Source organism: Mycobacterium sp. URHB0021, assembly GCF_054057895.1.
Genome location: NZ_JBSRZT010000002.1, coordinates 5,388,935 through 5,405,609, shown reverse-complemented (window position 1 = coordinate 5,405,609; position 16,675 = coordinate 5,388,935). Strand labels below are relative to the sequence as shown.

Sequence of the window (16,675 nt, the reverse complement as noted above, 5' to 3'; positions counted from 1 at the left end):
ACGCGTGGCTACCAAACCGAAACGCCCGGCTCGTTACGACCTGAAGGCAGCGGACCGCAAGCGCAACCTGGCGATCCAGATCGGCTTGACCGCGGTCGTGGTGATCTTCGCCGTGGGACTGGTGCTCTACATCGTGATGAACGGCAAGACCACTCCGGCGTCGGGCGAAGCCAAGGCCATTCGGGTGGCGTCGAGCAATGTCATCAAGAAGGAAGGCAGCTCGGACCCCAAGGCCGTCATCTCGATGTACGAGGATTTCCTGTGCCCGCACTGCGGCGAGTTCGAGCAGCAGTTCGGCCCGACGGTGAGCAAGCTCATCGACACCGGCGCGGTGGCCGCCGATTACTACATGGTCGGCATCCTGGACTCGCCGCAGAATCAGAACTACTCGGCGCGGGCGGGTGGGGCCGCCTACTGCGTGGCCGACGAGAGCAACGAGGCGTTCCGCCGCTTCCACGCCGCGCTGTACGCCCAGCAGCCAGGCGAGACGGCATCGTCCTTCCCGGACAATGCCCGACTGATCGAGATCGCGCGCCAGGCCGGCGCCGGCGGTTCGGTGCCGGACTGTATCAACAAGGGCCGCTACGTCGAGATGGTGCAGGGGTTGGCGGCGGCGTCCGGCATCACGGCTACGCCGACGATCCGGATCAACGGCCAGGACTGGCAGGCCACCACTCCCGATGACCTGGTCAAGAAGGTCAAGGAGATCGTCGGCGACGTGCCCGGTCTCGACGGGGCGGCCCCGCCGGCCGCTCCGGCACAACCCGCACCCGCATCATGACCGTCACCGCACACAGCCCGGTCGAACCCACCGAGTCCGCGGCGGGGGAGTCGAGTGCGGTCCGGGTGAGCAGGGCCAGCGCGGTATGGATCCTGATCGCCGGGGTCGTCGGCCTGGCCGCGGCCCTCACGCTGACGGTCGAGAAGATCGAGATCCTGATCAACCCGAATTACGTGCCGTCCTGCAGCATCAACCCGGTGCTCTCGTGCGGTTCGGTGATGCAGACGCAGCAGGCGTCGGCCTTCGGCTTCCCCAACCCGCTGATCGGCATCGTCGCCTTCACCCTCGTCGTCGTAACGGGCGTGCTGGCCGTCGCCAAGGTGTCCCTGCCGCGCTGGTACTGGGGCGGCCTGGCGGCCGGAACCCTCCTCGGCGTTGGTTTCGTGCACTGGCTGATCTTCCAGAGCCTGTACCGGATCGGGGCGCTGTGCCCGTACTGCATGGGGGTTTGGGCGGTCACCATCCCGCTGCTGGTCGTGGTGTCCTCGATCGCGCTGCGACCGCTGGCAGGAAACACGGCGGCCCGGGTGCTCTACACCTGGCGGTGGTCGCTGGTGGCACTGTGGTTCACCGCGCTGATTCTGCTGATCCTCGTGCGCTTCTGGAATTACTGGTCGACCCTGATTTAGTCAGCAGTCCGCGACGGTTAGGGTAGGACGTGATTCCTGGAATTTCCAAAGTCCTTGTCGCTAATCGCGGGGAAATAGCGATTCGGGCTTTCCGTGCCGCCTTTGAGATGGGCATCGCGACTGTCGCGGTGTATCCGTACGAGGACCGCAACTCCCTGCACCGGCTGAAGGCCGACGAGTCCTATCAGATCGGGGAGAAGGGCCATCCGGTCCGCGCCTATCTGACGGTTGACGAGATCATCCGCGCGGCGCGGCACGCCGGCGCCGATGCCGTCTATCCCGGCTATGGCTTCTTGTCCGAGAACCCCGAGCTGGCGGCCGCCTGTGCGGCGGCCGGCATCACCTTCGTCGGTCCCAGCGCCGAGACGCTGGAGCTGACCGGCAACAAGTCGCGCGCCATCGCGGCGGCGCGCTCGGCCGGCCTACCGGTGCTGGCCTCCTCCGCGCCGTCGGCCTCGGTCGACGAGCTGGTCGAGGCGTCGACATCCATGCAGTTCCCGCTGTTCGTCAAGGCGGTGTCCGGCGGCGGCGGCCGCGGGATGCGCCGGGTGACCGGCCCCGAGGCGCTGGCAGAGGCGATCGAAGCCGCCAGCCGCGAGGCGGAGTCGGCGTTCGGCGACCCGACGGTCTATCTCGAGCAGGCGGTGATCAACCCGCGCCACATCGAGGTGCAGATCCTGGCGGACACCGCTGGCAATGTGATGCACCTGTTCGAGCGCGACTGCAGCGTGCAGCGCCGCCACCAGAAGGTGATCGAGCTGGCGCCGGCCCCCAATCTGCCCGCCGACCTGCGTGCCAAGATCTGCGCCGATGCGGTGGCCTTCGCCCAGCAGATCAACTACTCGTGCGCGGGCACCGTCGAGTTCCTCCTCGACGAGCGCGGCCACCATGTGTTCATCGAGATGAACCCGCGGATCCAGGTCGAGCACACGGTGACCGAGGAGATCACCGACATCGACCTGGTGGCCAGCCAGCTGCGGATCGCGGCGGGACAGACACTGGCCGATCTGGGATTGAGCCAGGAGTCGTTGCAGATCCGCGGGGCGGCGATGCAGTGCCGCATCACCACCGAGGATCCCGCCAACGGATTCCGTCCCGACACCGGCCGCATCACCGCCTATCGTTCTCCCGGCGGCGCGGGCATCCGGCTCGACGGCGGCACCGTGCTCGGCGCCGAGATCAGCGCGCATTTCGACTCGATGCTGGTCAAACTCACCTGCCGGGGCCGCGACTTCCAGGCGGCGGTAGCCAGGGCACATCGCGCGCTCGCCGAATTCCGCGTCCGCGGCGTCTCGACGAACATCCCGTTCCTGCAGGCGGTGGTCGACGACCCGGATTTCCGCGCGGGACGGGTCAATACGTCGTTCATCGATGAGCGTCCGTACCTGCTGACGGCGCGGGCGCCGGCCGATCGCGGCACCAAGATCCTCAACTATCTGGCCGATGTCACAGTCAACCAGCCACACGGTCCGCGTCCGTCGACGGTGTATCCGCACGACAAACTGCCCGAGATCGACCTCGGCGCAATGCCGCCGCGGGGCAGCAAGCATCTGCTGACCGAGGTCGGCCCGGAGGGCTTCGCCCGGTGGTTGCGCGAATCGAAATCACTCGGTGTCACCGAGACGACGTTCCGCGACGCACACCAGTCGCTGCTGGCGACCCGCATCCGCACCTCGGGCCTGCTGATGGTGGCGCCCTACATTGCGCGGATGACCCCCGAGCTGCTGTCCATCGAATGCTGGGGCGGCGCGACTTACGATGTGGCGCTTCGGTTCTTGAAGGAAGACCCGTGGGAGCGCCTGGCCGCGCTGCGCGAGGCAGTGCCCAACATCTGCCTACAGATGCTGCTGCGCGGCCGCAACACGGTGGGTTACACGCCGTATCCGGAGTCGGTCACCCATGCCTTCGTGCAGGAGGCCACTGCAACGGGGATCGATATCTACCGCATCTTCGACGCGCTGAACAACATCGAGTCGATGCGGCCGGCGATCGACGCCGTGCGGGAAACGGGCACGGCGGTCGCCGAAGTCGCGATGAGTTACACCGGCGACCTGTCCGACCCCAACGAGAACCTCTACACGCTCGACTACTACCTCAAGCTGGCCGAGCAGATCGTCGACGCCGGCGCCCACGTGCTGGCCGTCAAGGACATGGCCGGACTGCTACGGCCGCAGGCCGCGACCGCACTGGTCGGCGCACTGCGCAGCAGATTCGACCTGCCGGTGCACGTGCACACGCACGACACTCCCGGCGGGCAGCTGGCGACCTACTTCGCCGCCTGGCAGGCCGGAGCGAATGCCGTCGACGGCGCGGCCGCGCCGTTGGCGGGCACCACCAGCCAGCCCTCGTTGAGTTCGATCGTCGCCGCCACCGCACACACCGAGTACGACACCGGGCTGTCGCTCTCCGCGGTGTGCGATCTCGAGCCGTACTGGGAGGCGCTGCGAAAGGTGTACGCGCCCTTCGAGTCCGGGGTTCCCGGCCCGACCGGCCGGGTGTACAACCACGAGATCCCCGGCGGCCAGTTGTCCAATCTGCGCCAGCAGGCGATCGCTCTCGGGTTCGGTGACCGGTTCGAGGAGATCGAGGCCAACTATGCGGCGGCCGACCGGCTATTGGGCCGCCTGGTGAAGGTGACGCCGTCATCCAAGGTCGTCGGCGACCTGGCCCTGGCGTTGGTTGGCGCCGGGATCAGCGCCGACGAATTCGCTTCGGATCCATCGCGTTTCGACATTCCTGATTCGGTGATCGGTTTCCTGCGCGGCGAGCTCGGGGACCCGCCCGGCGGCTGGCCGGAGCCGTTGCGCACCAAGGCGCTTGCCGGCCGGCCCGCCGCCAAACCCCTGCAAGGACTCAGCCCCGAGGACGAAGGGGTGCTTGCGCTGGCAGGACTGAAGCGCCAGGCCGCATTGAACCGGCTGCTCTTTCCTGGTCCGACAAAGGAATACGAGGCCCACCGCGAGCTGTACGGCGACACCTCCAGTCTGTCGGCGAACCAGTTCTTCTACGGGCTGCGACACGGCGACGAGCATCGGGTGAAGCTGGAGCGTGGCGTCGAGTTGCTGATCGGGCTGGAGGCCATCTCGGATCCCGACGAGCGCGGTATGAGAACGGTGATGTGCATTCTCAACGGCCAACTGCGGCCGGTGGTGGTTCGAGACCGCAGCATTTCCACCGAGATCCCGGCGGCGGAGAAGGCCGACCGGACCAACCCCGGCCACGTGGCCGCGCCGTTCGCCGGTGTGGTGACCGTCGGGGTTTCGGTCGGTGACCAGGTCGCCGCCGGACAGACGATCGCCACCATCGAGGCCATGAAGATGGAGGCCGCCATCACCGCACCGAAGGCCGGGAAGGTCGACCGCATAGCGGTTTCGGCCACCGCGCAGGTCGAAGGTGGCGATCTGCTCATGGTGGTCAGCTGACTCGCATCGTCGCCGGCACACTCGGCGGACGGCGAATCACGGTGCCGCAGCATCGATCTGGACGCGGCACCCGGCCGACCACCGACCGCGTGCGTGAAGCGCTGTTCAACGTGCTCGCGGCGCGCATCGAGTTCACCGGTGCATCGGTGCTCGACCTGTACGCCGGCTCCGGTGCGCTGGGCCTGGAGGCGCTGTCACGCGGGGCGGCGTCGGCACTGTTCGTCGAGGCCGACCACCGCGCGTGCGCCGTGATCGCCCAGAACATCGCGTCGCTCGGGGTGGTCGGGGCGACGGTGCGACGCGGGAGTGTAGGGGCGGTGCTCGCGGCGGGTGCCGATCGGCCGGTCGATCTGGTATTCGCCGACCCCCCTTACGAACTCGGCGAAACAGAGGTCGGCGAGATCCTCGCGGCACTCGTCGAAGGCGGCTGGACGGAGCCGGGCACGATAGCGGTCGTCGAGCGAGGCGCATCGGGGTCCGCACTGAAATGGCCTGATGGCTGGACGGCGTGGCCGCGGCGGCGCTACGGCGACACCCGCCTGGAGCTCGCCGAGCGGATCTGAACTGCTGATAGCGTCATCGATCATGAGCGGCGCGGTATGCCCCGGGTCCTTCGACCCGGTGACACTCGGCCATATCGACATCTTCGAGCGGGCGGCCGCACAGTTCGACGAGGTCGTCATCGCGGTGCTGATCAATCCGAACAAGCAGGGCATGTTCACCCTCGACGAGCGCATCGCGATGATCGAGGAGTCGGCGGCACACCTGCCCAACCTTCGCGTGGAGTCCGGCCAGGGGCTGGTCGTCGACTTCGCCAAGTCCCGCGGACTCACCGCGATCGTCAAGGGTCTGCGCACCGGTACCGACTTCGAGTACGAGCTGCAGATGGCCCAGATGAACAAACACATCGCCGGTGTGGACACCTTTTTCGTCGCGACCACTCCGCGCTATTCGTTCGTGTCGTCATCGCTGGCGAAGGAAGTCGCGACGCTGGGCGGCGACGTCCACGAATTGCTGCCCGACGCCGTCAACGTGCGGCTTCAGGCAAAGCTCAAGGATTAGCGGCCGCCACCGACGGGTAGACGAGGGATTGGCGCACTCAATCGCGCCGAAAACCAAACTTCACCGAATTTGCGAGGTACCGCCGTGGTCGAAACATTCGTTCAATCCACCGATGACGTGGTCAAGTTTTTGCGGGACCAGCACAACCTGATCAAGGACATGTTCGACGAGGTGCTGTCCGCTTCCGAGCCGAAGGCCCGCGAGAAGGCGTTCACCGAGCTGCGCGCGCTGCTGGCCGTCCACGAGACGGCCGAAGAGATGGTGGTCCATCCTCGCGCCAGGGCCCTTGACGGCGGGGATGCCATCGTCGATGCCCGGCTGAAGGAAGAACATGAGGCCAAGGAGCAGCTGTCGAAGCTGGAGAAGATGGATATCGGCTCCGACGAGTTCCTCGATGAGCTCACGAAATTCCGCGACGACGTCGTCGAACACGCCGAGCGCGAGGAAAACGAAGAGTTCAGCAAGTTGAAAGACAAGCTTGACTCCGGTGACCGGAAGCGCATGGTGGCCGCGGTGCAGGCCGCCGAGGCCATCGCGCCGACGCGCCCTCATCCCGGCGTCGAGTCCGCGAAGGCCAACTTCGCCGTCGGGCCGTTCGCCTCGATGCTCGACCGCGCCCGCGACGCCATCAACGCCGTGCTTCGATAGTCAGGGCGCGCTGGGCAGCGTCGTCGCGTTGAAGCACAGCCTGCCGAAGCACCGGCCCAGCTGAAGCTCGGCCCCATCCGGTGTTGACATAATGTGCAGGAAGCAATTCACACGAGAGTTGCGGCCTGGGGTGCGGGCACGGCAAAAGCAGCCGGTGGGCGACACACCGGTGGCGGAAGCTGAGTCACATGGGTAACACCAGGCACACTGGTAACTGTCAACTACGCCTGGAGGGTGTCGCCGTGTACCGAGTCTTTGAAGCGCTTGACGAGCTGGGCGCGATTGTGGAAGAAGCCCGCGGCGTGCCGATGACCGCGGGCTGCGTCGTACCCCGCGGTGATGTCCTCGAACTGATCGACGACATCAAGGACGCGATACCCGGCGAGCTCGACGATGCCCAGGACGTGCTGGATGCCCGGGACGCGTTGCTGCGCGACGCCAAGCAGCATTCGGAGTCGATGGTGTCGACGGCCACGACCGAAGCCGATTCGCTGATCAACCACTCGCGTGCCGAGGCCGACCGGCTGCTGGCCGACGCAAAGGCACAGGCCGACCGGATGGTCGGCGAGGCCCGCCAGCACAGCGAGCGCATGGTCGGGGAGGCCCGCGAGGAGGCGACCCGCCTGGCGGCCACGGCCAAGCGGGAGTACGAAGCCGCCGTCGGACGCGCCAAGACCGAGGCCGACCGCCTCATCGAAAACGGAAATCTGGCCTACGAGAAAGCGGTTCAGGAAGGCATCAAGGAGCAGCAGCGGCTGGTTTCGCAGACCGAAATCGTCCAGACGGCCACCGCGGAGGCCACCAGACTGATCGACTCGGCACACGCCGAGGCTGATCGGCTCCGCGGCGAATGCGACATCTACGTCGACAGCAAGCTCGCCGAATTCGAGGACTTCCTCAACGGGACATTGCGCTCGGTCGGGCGTGGGCGCCATCAGCTGCGCACCGCCGCAGGCACGCACGACTACGCCGCGCGGTAGCGGCGCTGGCCGAATCCGCCGTCGTTCGCGGTAGCGGCCGCCGTAGGATTGCATTCATGGCGACGCATGCGAAGACGGCGGCGCGCCGCGACTCACGATCGCCGCTCGTGATCAACGTTTCCCGGCTCGGCCGACGGCCCGGTTCGATGCTGACCGTGCACGAGACGGTGCCCAGCCCCTCGCGCATCGGGCTCGACCTGATCGCGATCGACGAAGGCGCGCCCCTCGAGCTGGATCTGCAGATTCAATCGGTGTCGGAGGGCGTGCTGGTGACCGGAACGGTATCGGCGCCGACGTCGGGGGAGTGCTCGCGATGCCTGACGCCGATCACCGGGGATGTCGAGATCGATCTGACCGAATTGTTCGCTTATCCCGATTCCGCGACCGATGAGACGACGGAGTCCGACGAGGTGGGCCGAGTGGTTTCCCGAGGCGGGGCTGACACCGTCGATCTCGAGCAGCCGATCGTCGACGCCGTCGGGCTCGCGCTGCCGTTTGCGCCGCTGTGCGGACCGGATTGCGTCGGGCTGTGCCCGCAATGCGGCGTCGCGCTGGCCACCGCCGAGCCGGGACACCACCACGAGCAGATCGATCCGCGCTGGGCGAAGCTGTCCACGATGCTGGATCGGGATGACAAGTGAGCGCCGACCGCGCGGAGCTCCTCAAGGCGCTGGGTGTCGAACTGTCCGCCGAGCTACTCACCATGGCGCTGACCCACCGCAGCTTCTCGTACGAGAACGGCGGCCTGCCCACCAACGAGCGGCTGGAGTTCCTTGGCGACGCCGTGCTCGGGCTGACCGTGACCGAGGAGCTGTATCACCGCCATCCGGACCGCTCCGAGGGCGACCTGGCCAAGTTGCGGGCCAGCATCGTCAACACCCACGCGCTGGCCGATGTCGGACGCCATCTCTCCGATGCCGGTCTCGGCTCGTATCTGCTGCTGGGTAAGGGCGAGGAGAATTCGGGTGGCGCCGACAAGTCGAGCATCCTCGCCGACGGAGTCGAATCTCTGCTCGGAGCAATCTATTTGGAGCACGGAATCGCGGTGGCGCGTGAAGTGATCCTGCGGTTGTTCGGGTCCCTGATGGACACCGCGCCGACGCTCGGAGCGGGTCTGGACTGGAAGAGCAGCCTGCAGGAACTGTCCGCATCGCGGGGAATGGGCGCGCCGTCCTATCTGGTCACGTCCACCGGTCCTGACCACGACAAGGAATTCACGGCGACCGTCGTCATCACCGAAACCGAGTACGGCAAGGGCGTCGGCCGCACCAAGAAAGAGGCCGAACTCAAGGCCGCGGCGGCGGCGTGGAACACGCTCGCTCCTGGTGTAGATGCCTGAGCTTCCCGAAGTAGAGGTCGTTCGGCGGGGGCTGCAGGCGCACATCGCGGACAAGACGATCACCGCCGTGCGGGTGAATCATCCGCGGTCGGTCCGCCGTCACGAGGCGGGTCCGGCCGACCTGACGGCCCGGCTGCTGGACACCCGCATCACCGGTACCGGGCGCCGCGGCAAGTACCTCTGGCTGACGCTCGACGACGGATCGGCGCTGGTGGTGCATCTGGGGATGAGCGGGCAGATGCTCCTCGGGCCGGTCCACAACGAGGGGCACCTGCGGATCGCGGCCCTGCTCGACGACGGCACCACGCTGAGCTTCGTCGACCAGCGCACGTTCGGCGGCTGGATGCTCGCCGACATGGTCACCGTCGACGGCACCGATGTCCCGGTGCCGGTCGCGCACGTCGCCCGCGACCCGCTGGATTCGCGGTTCAACCGCGATGGTGTCGTTACGGTGTTGCGGCGCAAGCATTCCGAGATCAAGCGTCAGTTGCTCGACCAGACCGTGGTGTCGGGTATCGGCAATATCTACGCCGACGAGGCACTGTGGCGGGCCAAGATCAACGGCGGCAGGCTCGCCTCGTCGTTGACCCGCAAGCAACTCGGGGAACTGCTCGATGCCGCCGCCGAGGTGATGACCGAAGCGCTCGGGCAGGGCGGCACATCGTTCGACTCGCTGTATGTCAACGTCAACGGCGAGTCGGGCTACTTCGAGCGTTCTCTGGACGCGTACGGACGCGAAGGCGAGCCCTGCCGCCGCTGCGGTGCGGTGATGCGGCGGGAGAAGTTCATGAACCGCTCCTCGTACCACTGCCCCAAATGCCAGCCGCGCCCCCGCGCCCGTCGCCCCTGACTGCGCCGAGAAGGAATGCGGGGCTGCAGCTACGCGCTGTTGACGACGAGGAATTGTGTTTCGGCGAAAGGTAGAAAAGAGCCATGACGGAACTGTGGGTGGAGCGCACCGGTGTGCGTCGGTACGCCGGGCGAAGCTCGCGCGGCGCGGAGGTGCTGGTCGGCTCGGAGGACGTCGAAGGCGTCTTCACACCCGGCGAGCTGATGAAGATCGCGCTCGCCGCCTGTAGCGGGATGAGTAGCGACGCTCCACTGCGCCGGCGCCTCGGCGACGACTACACCACCACGATCCAGGTGTCCGGACCTGCCGATCGCGACCAGGAGCGCTACCCGCTGCTCGAGGAACACATGGAACTCGACCTGTCCGGGCTGTCCGAAGATGAGGTGGCGCGGGTACTCACCGTCGTGGCGCGGGCGATCGATCAGGTCTGCACCGTCGGCCGGACGCTCAAATCCGGGACAAAAGTGACGTTTGAGGTCAGTGATGCAGGAGTTAGCTGAGGTACGTCTGACAGCATGGGTGCACGGCTACGTTCAGGGGGTCGGCTTCCGCTGGTGGACGCGGTCCCGGGCACTGGAACTCGGATTGACCGGCTACGCCTCGAACCGGCCCGACGGCCGCGTGCAGGTCGTCGCGCAGGGCCCGCGAAACGCCTGCCAAAAGCTCCTTGAACTGCTTGAAAGCGGAAAGACGCCGGGCAATGTCGCCAAGGTCGTCGCCGATTGGTCAGAAGCCGGCGACTCGCTAGCGGGGTTCACCGAGCGGTAGCCCGACCGGCGGTAGTGTGGCACGTCGTGCACCTCAAGAGCTTGACGCTGAAGGGCTTCAAGTCCTTTGCTTCCCCCACGACTCTGCGTTTCGAGCCGGGGATCACATGCGTCGTCGGGCCGAACGGGTCGGGTAAGTCGAATGTGGTCGACGCGCTGACCTGGGTGATGGGTGAACAGGGGGCCAAGACCCTTCGCGGCGGCAAGATGGAGGACGTCATCTTCGCCGGGACGTCCTCGCGCGCGCCGCTGGGCCGCGCCGAGGTTACCGTCACGATCGACAACTCCGACAATTCGCTTCCGATCGAGTACTCCGAGGTGTCGATCACCCGCCGGATGTTCCGCGACGGAGGCAGCGAATACGAAATCAACGGCACCAGTTGCCGATTGATGGATGTCCAGGAACTGCTGTCCGACTCGGGCATCGGCCGCGAGATGCATGTGATCGTGGGTCAGGGCAAGCTCTCCGAGATCCTGGAATCGCGTCCGGAGGATCGGCGGGCCTTCATCGAAGAGGCCGCCGGGGTGCTCAAGCACCGCAAGCGCAAGGAAAAGGCCGTCCGCAAACTCGATTCGATGTCGGCCAACCTCGCGCGACTGACGGATCTGACGACCGAACTTCGCCGGCAGCTCAAACCGCTCGGCAGGCAGGCCGAGATGGCCCGGCGCGCCCAGACCATCCAGGCCGATCTGCGCGATGCCCGGCTGCGCCTGGCCGCCCACGACCTCGTCACCCGCAAGGCCGAGTTCGACAACACCGACCAGGCCGAGACCAGTCTGCGTCGAGAACACGACGAGCTGGCCACCGGGCTGGAGACCAAGACCGTCGAGCTGCAGGCCCACGAGGCGGCCGTGGAGGCGCTGAGCCAGCGCGCCGACGTCGCCCAACAGAGCTGGTTCCGGCTCTCGGCGCTGGCCGAACGGGTGAGCGCGACCGTCCGCATCGCCAGCGAGCGGGCACAGCACCTGGACGCGGAGCCGGAGGTGTCCGGCGGCCCGGACCCCGACGCCCTCGAAGCACAGGCCGAGGAGGTGGCCGAGGAAGAACGGCAGCTGCTGGACGAGCTGACCGAATCCCGCACCCGGCTCGAGGCCACCCGCGCCGAGCTCACCGAATGCGAGCGCGTCGCAGCCGAGGCCGAACGCGCGCACCTCGCCGCCGTGCGCGCCGAAGCCGACCGGCGCGAGGGACTGGCGCGGCTGGCCGGCCAGGTCGACACCATGCGCACCCGCGTGGAATCGATCGACGAATCCGTCGCCCGGCTGTCCGCGGGCATCGACGAGGCGGCCACCCGCGCGCAGCAGACGCAGGCCGAGTTCGAGACCGTGCAGAGCCGGGTCAGTGAGCTCGACGCCGGCGAGGTCGGGCTGGACGACCACCATGACCGCACCGTCACCGCGCTGCGGCTCGCCGACGAGCGCGTCGCCGAATTGCAGGCCGGCGAACGCGGCGCCGAACGTCAGGTGGCTTCGCTGCTGGCGCGCATCGAGGCGCTCTCGGTCGGCCTCGACCGCAAGGACGGTGCCGCCTGGTTGCAGAACAATCTCAGCGGAGCAGGGCTTTTCGGGTCGATCGCCAACCTGCTGAAGGTCCGCCCGGGTTACGAGGCGGCGGTGGCGGCGGTTCTCGGCGCGGCCGCCGACGCCGTTGCCGCCGAGAGTTTCGGAGCCGCCCGGTCCGCGGTGGCCGCGCTCAAGGAGTCCGACGGTGGGCGCGCCGCGATCGTGCTCGGCGACTGGCCTGCGGCGTCCACCGTTCCCGCGGCGCCGCCACCGGCCGGCGCGGTGTGGGCGATCGATCTGGTGGACACTCCACCGCGGTTGCAGGGCGCGATCACGGCGATGTTGTCCGGTGTCGCCGTCGTCGCTGATCTGACCGCGGCGCTCGACCTGGTGGCGACCCGGCCCCAGCTGCGTGCCGTCACGACCGACGGAGATCTGGTCGGCGCGGGCTGGGTCAGCGGCGGCTCGGACCGCAAACCCAGCACGCTCGAGATCGCGTCCGAGGTGGAAAAGGCACGCAACGAACTGGCCGCCGCCGAGAAGCAGGTCGGCGAGCTGTCTGCGGCATTGTCCGGCGCGCTTGCCGAGCAGGCGTCCCGCCAGGACTCGGCCGAGCAGGCCCTGGCCGCGCTCAACGAATCCGACGCCGCGATATCGGCGATCTACGAACAACTCGGTCGGCTCGGCCAGGACGCCCGCGCCGCCGACGACGAGTGGCAGCGGCTCATCCAGCAGCGCAACGAACTCGAGGCGGGCCGCACCCGGACAGTCGAGGAACTCGCCGAACTCGAACAGCGCCTGCACAATGCCCAGCAGGAGCCGACGTTCGAGTCCGAACCCGTCGACCGTCAGGAGTCGATGGCCGCCGCCGAGGAGGCCCGCACCGCCGAGGTGGAGGCGCGGCTGACCGTACGTACTGCCGAGGAGCGCGCGAACGCCGTTCGGGGACGGGCGGATTCACTGCGTCGCGCCGCCGCCGCCGAGCGGGAGGCGCGAGTGCGGGCGCAGCGGGCCCGTGAGGCACGCGTACACGCCGCCGCCGTGGCCGCCGCGGTTGCGGAATCGGGCCGCGTGGTCGCCCAGCGACTGGGCGCCGTGGTGTCGGTGGCATCACGCATCCGCGATCAGGTCGCCACGGAACGTCAGCAGCGGGCCGCCGCACTGGCGCACGCCCGCGAAGAGGTCAACGTGCTCGGCGCCAAGATCGCCTCGCTGACCGACGCGCTGCACCGAGACGAAGTCGCGAAAGCCCAAGCGGCACTGCGTATCGAGCAACTCGAACAGCAGGTACTCGAGCAGTTCGGGATGGCGACCGCGGACCTGGTCGCCGAGTATGGGCCCGACGTCGCACTGCCGCCGTCGGATCTGGAGATGGCCGAGTACGAGCAGGCCCGCGAACGCGGTGAGCAGGTCACCGCGCCTGCGCCGATGCCGTTCGACCGGCCGACCCAGGAACGCCGGGCCAAGAAGGCTGAGCGGGAGCTCAACGAGCTCGGCCGGGTCAACCCGCTGGCACTGGAGGAGTTCGCCGCGCAGGAGGAGCGTTACAACTTCCTGTCGACTCAGCTCGAGGACGTCAAGGCGGCCCGCAAGGATCTGCTCGACGTCATCGCCGACGTCGATGACCGCATCCTGCTGGTGTTCGCCGAGGCGTACGCGGACGTGGAACGCGAATTCCAGCAGGTGTTCTCGACTTTGTTCCCCGGTGGTGAGGGCAGGCTGCTGCTCACCGATCCCGACGACATGCTGACCACCGGCATCGAGGTCGAGGCCCGTCCACCCGGTAAGAAGATCAAGCGGCTGTCGCTGCTGTCCGGTGGCGAGAAGTCGCTGACGGCGGTCGCCATGCTGGTGGCGATCTTCCGGGCCAGGCCGTCGCCTTTCTATGTGATGGACGAGGTGGAGGCGGCGCTCGACGACGTGAACCTGCGCCGGCTCATCAGTCTGTTCGAGCAGCTTCGTGAGCGCTCGCAGCTGATCGTGATCACCCACCAGAAGCCGACGATGGAGGTCGCCGACGCGCTGTACGGCGTCACCATGCGCGACGACGGCATCACCGCGGTGATCTCGCAGCGCATGCGCGGCCAGGAACTGGTCGCCAGCACCAACTAGCCCTCGACGCGGCTGACGGCTCCTCGGCGCAACTCCACCAGGTTCGACGCGCCGCAGCCGTGCAGGCAGATCAGCAGCTCGTCGACGAAACGTTGCAGCCAGTCCACCACCGCGGCGGGGGATTCGATGGCCGGGGCGAGCAGCGGCTTGGCGACCGCGACCGCGTCGGCGCCCATCGCCAGCGCCTTGGCGGCGTCCATGCCGGTGCGAATTCCGCCGGAGGCGACGAGCGGGATGTGGGGCAATGCCCGCCGGACCTCCTGCAGCGCCTGGGCAGTCGGGATGCCCCACTCGGCGAGCGCCGGATAGCGCACCTCGCCGTAGCGGACGAATTGTTCCACCCGCGCCCACGACGTGCCGCCCGCTCCGGCGACATCGACCGCGGCGATCGGCAGGTCCACGAGTTGGGCCGCCGCGGCCGCACCTATGCCGTGGCCGACCTCTTTGAGCATCACCGGATAGCCGATCGATCCGGCGATCTCGCGCAGCCTGGCAACCGATCCCGAGAAATCGGTGTCACCCTCGTGTTGCATCGCCTCCTGAAGTGGATTTGTGTGCACCGCAAGCGCATTGGCACCAACATCGTCGAGCACCCCGGCGAGCGCCGGCACGATCGATTCGCTGAGCTGAGCCAGTCCGATATTGCCGATCAGCAGTGCGTCGGGAGCCAGGTCCCGGACCCGGAAACTCGTCGATGCCGCCGCGTTGTCGAGCATGATGCGCTGCGAGCCCAGCATCATGCCGATCCCCAGTTCCTGGGCCGCGGTCGCCAGGTTGCGATTGATGGTGGCCGACAGTTCGGCGCCGCCGGTCATCGATCCGATCAACACGGGTGCCCGCAACCGCACACCGAGGAACTCGGTGCCCAGCTCGACGTCGTCGAGATTGGTCTGGGTGAGCGCGTTATAGGGCAGCCGGTAGCGCTCCAGGCCGGTGGTCACCGTCTGGTATTCGACGGCTTCGGTCAGGCACACGTCGATGTGGCGCCGTTTGCGGCTGCCGAGCTTCGTAGCGGAGGCGCCGGGGTCGAGCGTCACCGGCTAGTCACCCTGACACAATGGCCTCGTGACAGGGACCGGGATAGAGCTGTGGATCGCAATAGCGGTCATCGCCATTCTGCTGGTGGTCGCCCTGGTCGTCGGACTGGTGCGATACCGGCGCCGACAGATCAGGCTGTCCTCTACAGACACTGCCACGCCGATCGACCGATCCGGTGGATATACCACCTCATCAGGCATCACGTTCAGCAAGTCGGCGCCTGCCGAGCCGGTCGAACGCATCGACACCAGCGGGCTGCCTGCCGTCGGCGATGACGCCACCATTCCGCGCGACGCGCCGAAACGGCCCATTGCTGACGTGCAGCTGCCGGATACGCCGGTCCGGGAGGCCGGGCCGACGCTCCCCGAGACGGCGCCGCCACCCGTAGTGCCGCCCGCGCCGCCGCCACCCGTAGCGCCGCCCGCGCCGCCGCCACCCGTAGCGCCGCCGGCGCCGCCGCCTGAGGTAGCGCCGCCGCATGAGGTAGTGCCCCCCGCCCCGCCACCCGAGATGGCGCCGGTCGAGGAAGAGACGCCGGTGGCGGTCGAGGAGATCGCACCCACGGAGGGCCGGCTGGACCGGCTGCGCGGGCGGCTCGCCAAGTCGCAGAACACCCTGGGCCGCAGCATGCTGGGCCTGCTCGGCGGCGGCGACCTCGACGAGGCGTCGTGGGAGGAGGTCGAGGACACGCTGCTGATCTCCGATCTCGGCCCTGTCGCCACGGAATCGGTGGTGACCGCCCTGCGGTCGCGGATGGCCAGCAGCCGGGTGCGGACCGAGGCGGATGCGCGCGCGGTGCTGCGCGAGGTGCTCGTCGCCGAGCTGCAGCCCGCTCTCGACCGCTCGATCAAGGCGCTGCCGCACGATGACAAGCCGTCGGTCCTCCTGGTGGTCGGCGTCAACGGAACCGGCAAGACGACGACGGTGGGCAAGCTGGCGCGGGTACTGGTCGCCGACGGTCGCCGGGTCGTGCTCGGCGCCGCCGACACATTCCGCGCGGCCGCGGCCGACCAATTGCAGTCGTGGGCGTCTCGGGCAGGTGCGGAGGTCGTGCGCGGTGCCGAGGGAGCCGACCCGGCATCGGTGGCCTTCGACGCCGTCGACACCGGCATCGAGCACGGTGCCGACGTCGTCGTGATCGACACCGCGGGTCGGCTGCACACCAAGACCGGCCTGATGGACGAGCTCGGCAAGGTCAAGCGCGTCGTCAGCCGGCGTGCCGCCGTCGACGAGGTGCTCCTGGTGCTGGATGCGACGATCGGGCAGAACAGCCTCCCGCAGGCCCGGGTGTTTGCCGAAGTCGTGGACATCACCGGTGTCGTGCTGACCAAACTCGACGGCACCGCAAAGGGCGGAATCGTCTTCCGCGTACAGCAGGAATTGGGTGTTCCGGTCAAACTCGTCGGCCTCGGCGAAGGTCCGGACGACCTCGCTCCGTTCGAGCCCGGAGCGTTCGTCGACGCCCTTCTCGGCTGAGGAGAGCTCGTCAAAACGCACGATGTAACACCTGCGAAACGTAAGCGGCGCATCCGTTCACACGAGCG

15 protein-coding genes are annotated in these 16,675 nt (G+C 67.8%); 14 read left to right on the top strand and 1 reads right to left on the bottom strand.

Going from position 1 to position 16,675, the window contains the following annotated elements; all coding sequences use genetic code 11:
* The first annotated feature begins 4 nt into the window (after window positions 1-4).
* The 13 genes from ACVWWN_RS29045 to smc all read left to right on the top strand — a co-directional run bounded on the left by ACVWWN_RS29045 (window position 5) and on the right by smc (window position 14,093).
* Window positions 5-781, top strand: a complete 777-nt coding sequence (locus ACVWWN_RS29045) for a DsbA family protein (RefSeq protein WP_457146949.1) — start codon at window positions 5-7, stop codon at window positions 779-781.
* Window positions 778-1,410: a vitamin K epoxide reductase family protein gene (locus ACVWWN_RS29040; RefSeq protein WP_457146948.1), complete on the top strand. Its 633-nt coding sequence runs from the start codon at window positions 778-780 to the stop codon at window positions 1,408-1,410. Before ACVWWN_RS29045 ends, ACVWWN_RS29040 begins: the two co-directional genes overlap by 4 nt.
* A 41-nt stretch (window positions 1,411-1,451) precedes the next feature.
* A complete protein-coding gene (locus tag ACVWWN_RS29035; protein ID WP_457149321.1) occupies window positions 1,452-4,832 on the top strand; it encodes a pyruvate carboxylase in 3,381 nt (1,126 codons plus the stop codon).
* Window positions 4,829-5,395 carry a 16S rRNA (guanine(966)-N(2))-methyltransferase RsmD gene (rsmD, locus tag ACVWWN_RS29030; protein WP_457149320.1) on the top strand — a complete coding sequence of 189 codons (567 nt, stop codon included), beginning with the start codon at window positions 4,829-4,831 and terminating at the stop codon, window positions 5,393-5,395. The genes ACVWWN_RS29035 and rsmD overlap by 4 nt, the downstream gene beginning before the upstream one ends.
* Window positions 5,396-5,417: 22 nt before the next feature.
* Window positions 5,418-5,894, top strand: coding sequence for a pantetheine-phosphate adenylyltransferase (coaD, locus tag ACVWWN_RS29025; protein WP_457146947.1), 477 nt, complete (start codon window positions 5,418-5,420; stop codon window positions 5,892-5,894).
* An 84-nt stretch (window positions 5,895-5,978) separates the two neighbouring features.
* A complete protein-coding gene (locus tag ACVWWN_RS29020; protein ID WP_457146946.1) occupies window positions 5,979-6,542 on the top strand; it encodes a hemerythrin domain-containing protein in 564 nt (187 codons plus the stop codon).
* A gap of 242 nt (window positions 6,543-6,784) precedes the next feature.
* A complete protein-coding gene (sepIVA, locus tag ACVWWN_RS29015; protein WP_457149319.1) occupies window positions 6,785-7,522 on the top strand; it encodes a cell division protein SepIVA in 738 nt (245 codons plus the stop codon).
* A gap of 56 nt (window positions 7,523-7,578) precedes the next feature.
* On the top strand, window positions 7,579-8,163 hold the full coding sequence (locus ACVWWN_RS29010; protein ID WP_457146945.1) for a YceD family protein: 585 nt from the start codon (window positions 7,579-7,581) through the stop codon (window positions 8,161-8,163).
* Entirely contained in the window at window positions 8,160-8,861 is a 702-nt protein-coding gene (rnc, locus tag ACVWWN_RS29005) for a ribonuclease III (protein ID WP_457146944.1), read from the top strand. Before ACVWWN_RS29010 ends, rnc begins: the two co-directional genes overlap by 4 nt.
* On the top strand, window positions 8,854-9,711 hold the full coding sequence (gene mutM / locus ACVWWN_RS29000; RefSeq protein ID WP_457146943.1) for a DNA-formamidopyrimidine glycosylase: 858 nt from the start codon (window positions 8,854-8,856) through the stop codon (window positions 9,709-9,711). Before rnc ends, mutM begins: the two co-directional genes overlap by 8 nt.
* An 83-nt stretch (window positions 9,712-9,794) precedes the next feature.
* A complete protein-coding gene (locus ACVWWN_RS28995) occupies window positions 9,795-10,211 on the top strand; it encodes an OsmC family protein (RefSeq protein ID WP_457146942.1) in 417 nt (138 codons plus the stop codon).
* Window positions 10,195-10,479, top strand: a complete 285-nt coding sequence (locus ACVWWN_RS28990; RefSeq protein ID WP_457146941.1) for an acylphosphatase — start codon at window positions 10,195-10,197, stop codon at window positions 10,477-10,479. Before ACVWWN_RS28995 ends, ACVWWN_RS28990 begins: the two co-directional genes overlap by 17 nt.
* Before the next feature lie 26 nt (window positions 10,480-10,505).
* Complete coding sequence (smc, locus tag ACVWWN_RS28985; protein WP_457146940.1) at window positions 10,506-14,093, top strand: chromosome segregation protein SMC; 3,588 nt, start codon at window positions 10,506-10,508, stop codon at window positions 14,091-14,093.
* On the opposite strand, the gene fni is transcribed toward smc, so the two are convergent.
* Window positions 14,090-15,130, bottom strand: a complete 1,041-nt coding sequence (fni, locus tag ACVWWN_RS28980; RefSeq protein WP_457146939.1) for a type 2 isopentenyl-diphosphate Delta-isomerase — start codon at window positions 15,128-15,130, stop codon at window positions 14,090-14,092. The genes smc and fni overlap by 4 nt on opposite strands.
* Before the next feature lie 28 nt (window positions 15,131-15,158).
* Here fni and ftsY point away from each other — a divergent pair, with 28 nt between their 5' ends.
* Window positions 15,159-16,607 (top strand): signal recognition particle-docking protein FtsY, encoded by a 1,449-nt coding sequence (gene ftsY, locus ACVWWN_RS28975; protein WP_457146938.1) that lies wholly within the window; start codon window positions 15,159-15,161, stop codon window positions 16,605-16,607.
* The last annotated feature ends 68 nt before the right edge of the window (window positions 16,608-16,675 follow it).

What these genes read in the sequence shown, in the direction of transcription:
- ACVWWN_RS28990 (WP_457146941.1), top strand. Translation starts at nt 10,195, where the DNA reads ATGCAGGAGTTAGCTGAGGTACGTCTGACAGCATGGGTGCACGGCTAC.
- ACVWWN_RS28995 (WP_457146942.1), top strand. Translation starts at nt 9,795, where the DNA reads ATGACGGAACTGTGGGTGGAGCGCACCGGTGTGCGTCGGTACGCCGGG.
- ACVWWN_RS29040 (WP_457146948.1), top strand. Translation starts at nt 778, where the DNA reads ATGACCGTCACCGCACACAGCCCGGTCGAACCCACCGAGTCCGCGGCG.
- mutM (WP_457146943.1), top strand. Translation starts at nt 8,854, where the DNA reads ATGCCTGAGCTTCCCGAAGTAGAGGTCGTTCGGCGGGGGCTGCAGGCG.
- ACVWWN_RS29010 (WP_457146945.1), top strand. Translation starts at nt 7,579, where the DNA reads ATGGCGACGCATGCGAAGACGGCGGCGCGCCGCGACTCACGATCGCCG.
- coaD (WP_457146947.1), top strand. Translation starts at nt 5,418, where the DNA reads ATGAGCGGCGCGGTATGCCCCGGGTCCTTCGACCCGGTGACACTCGGC.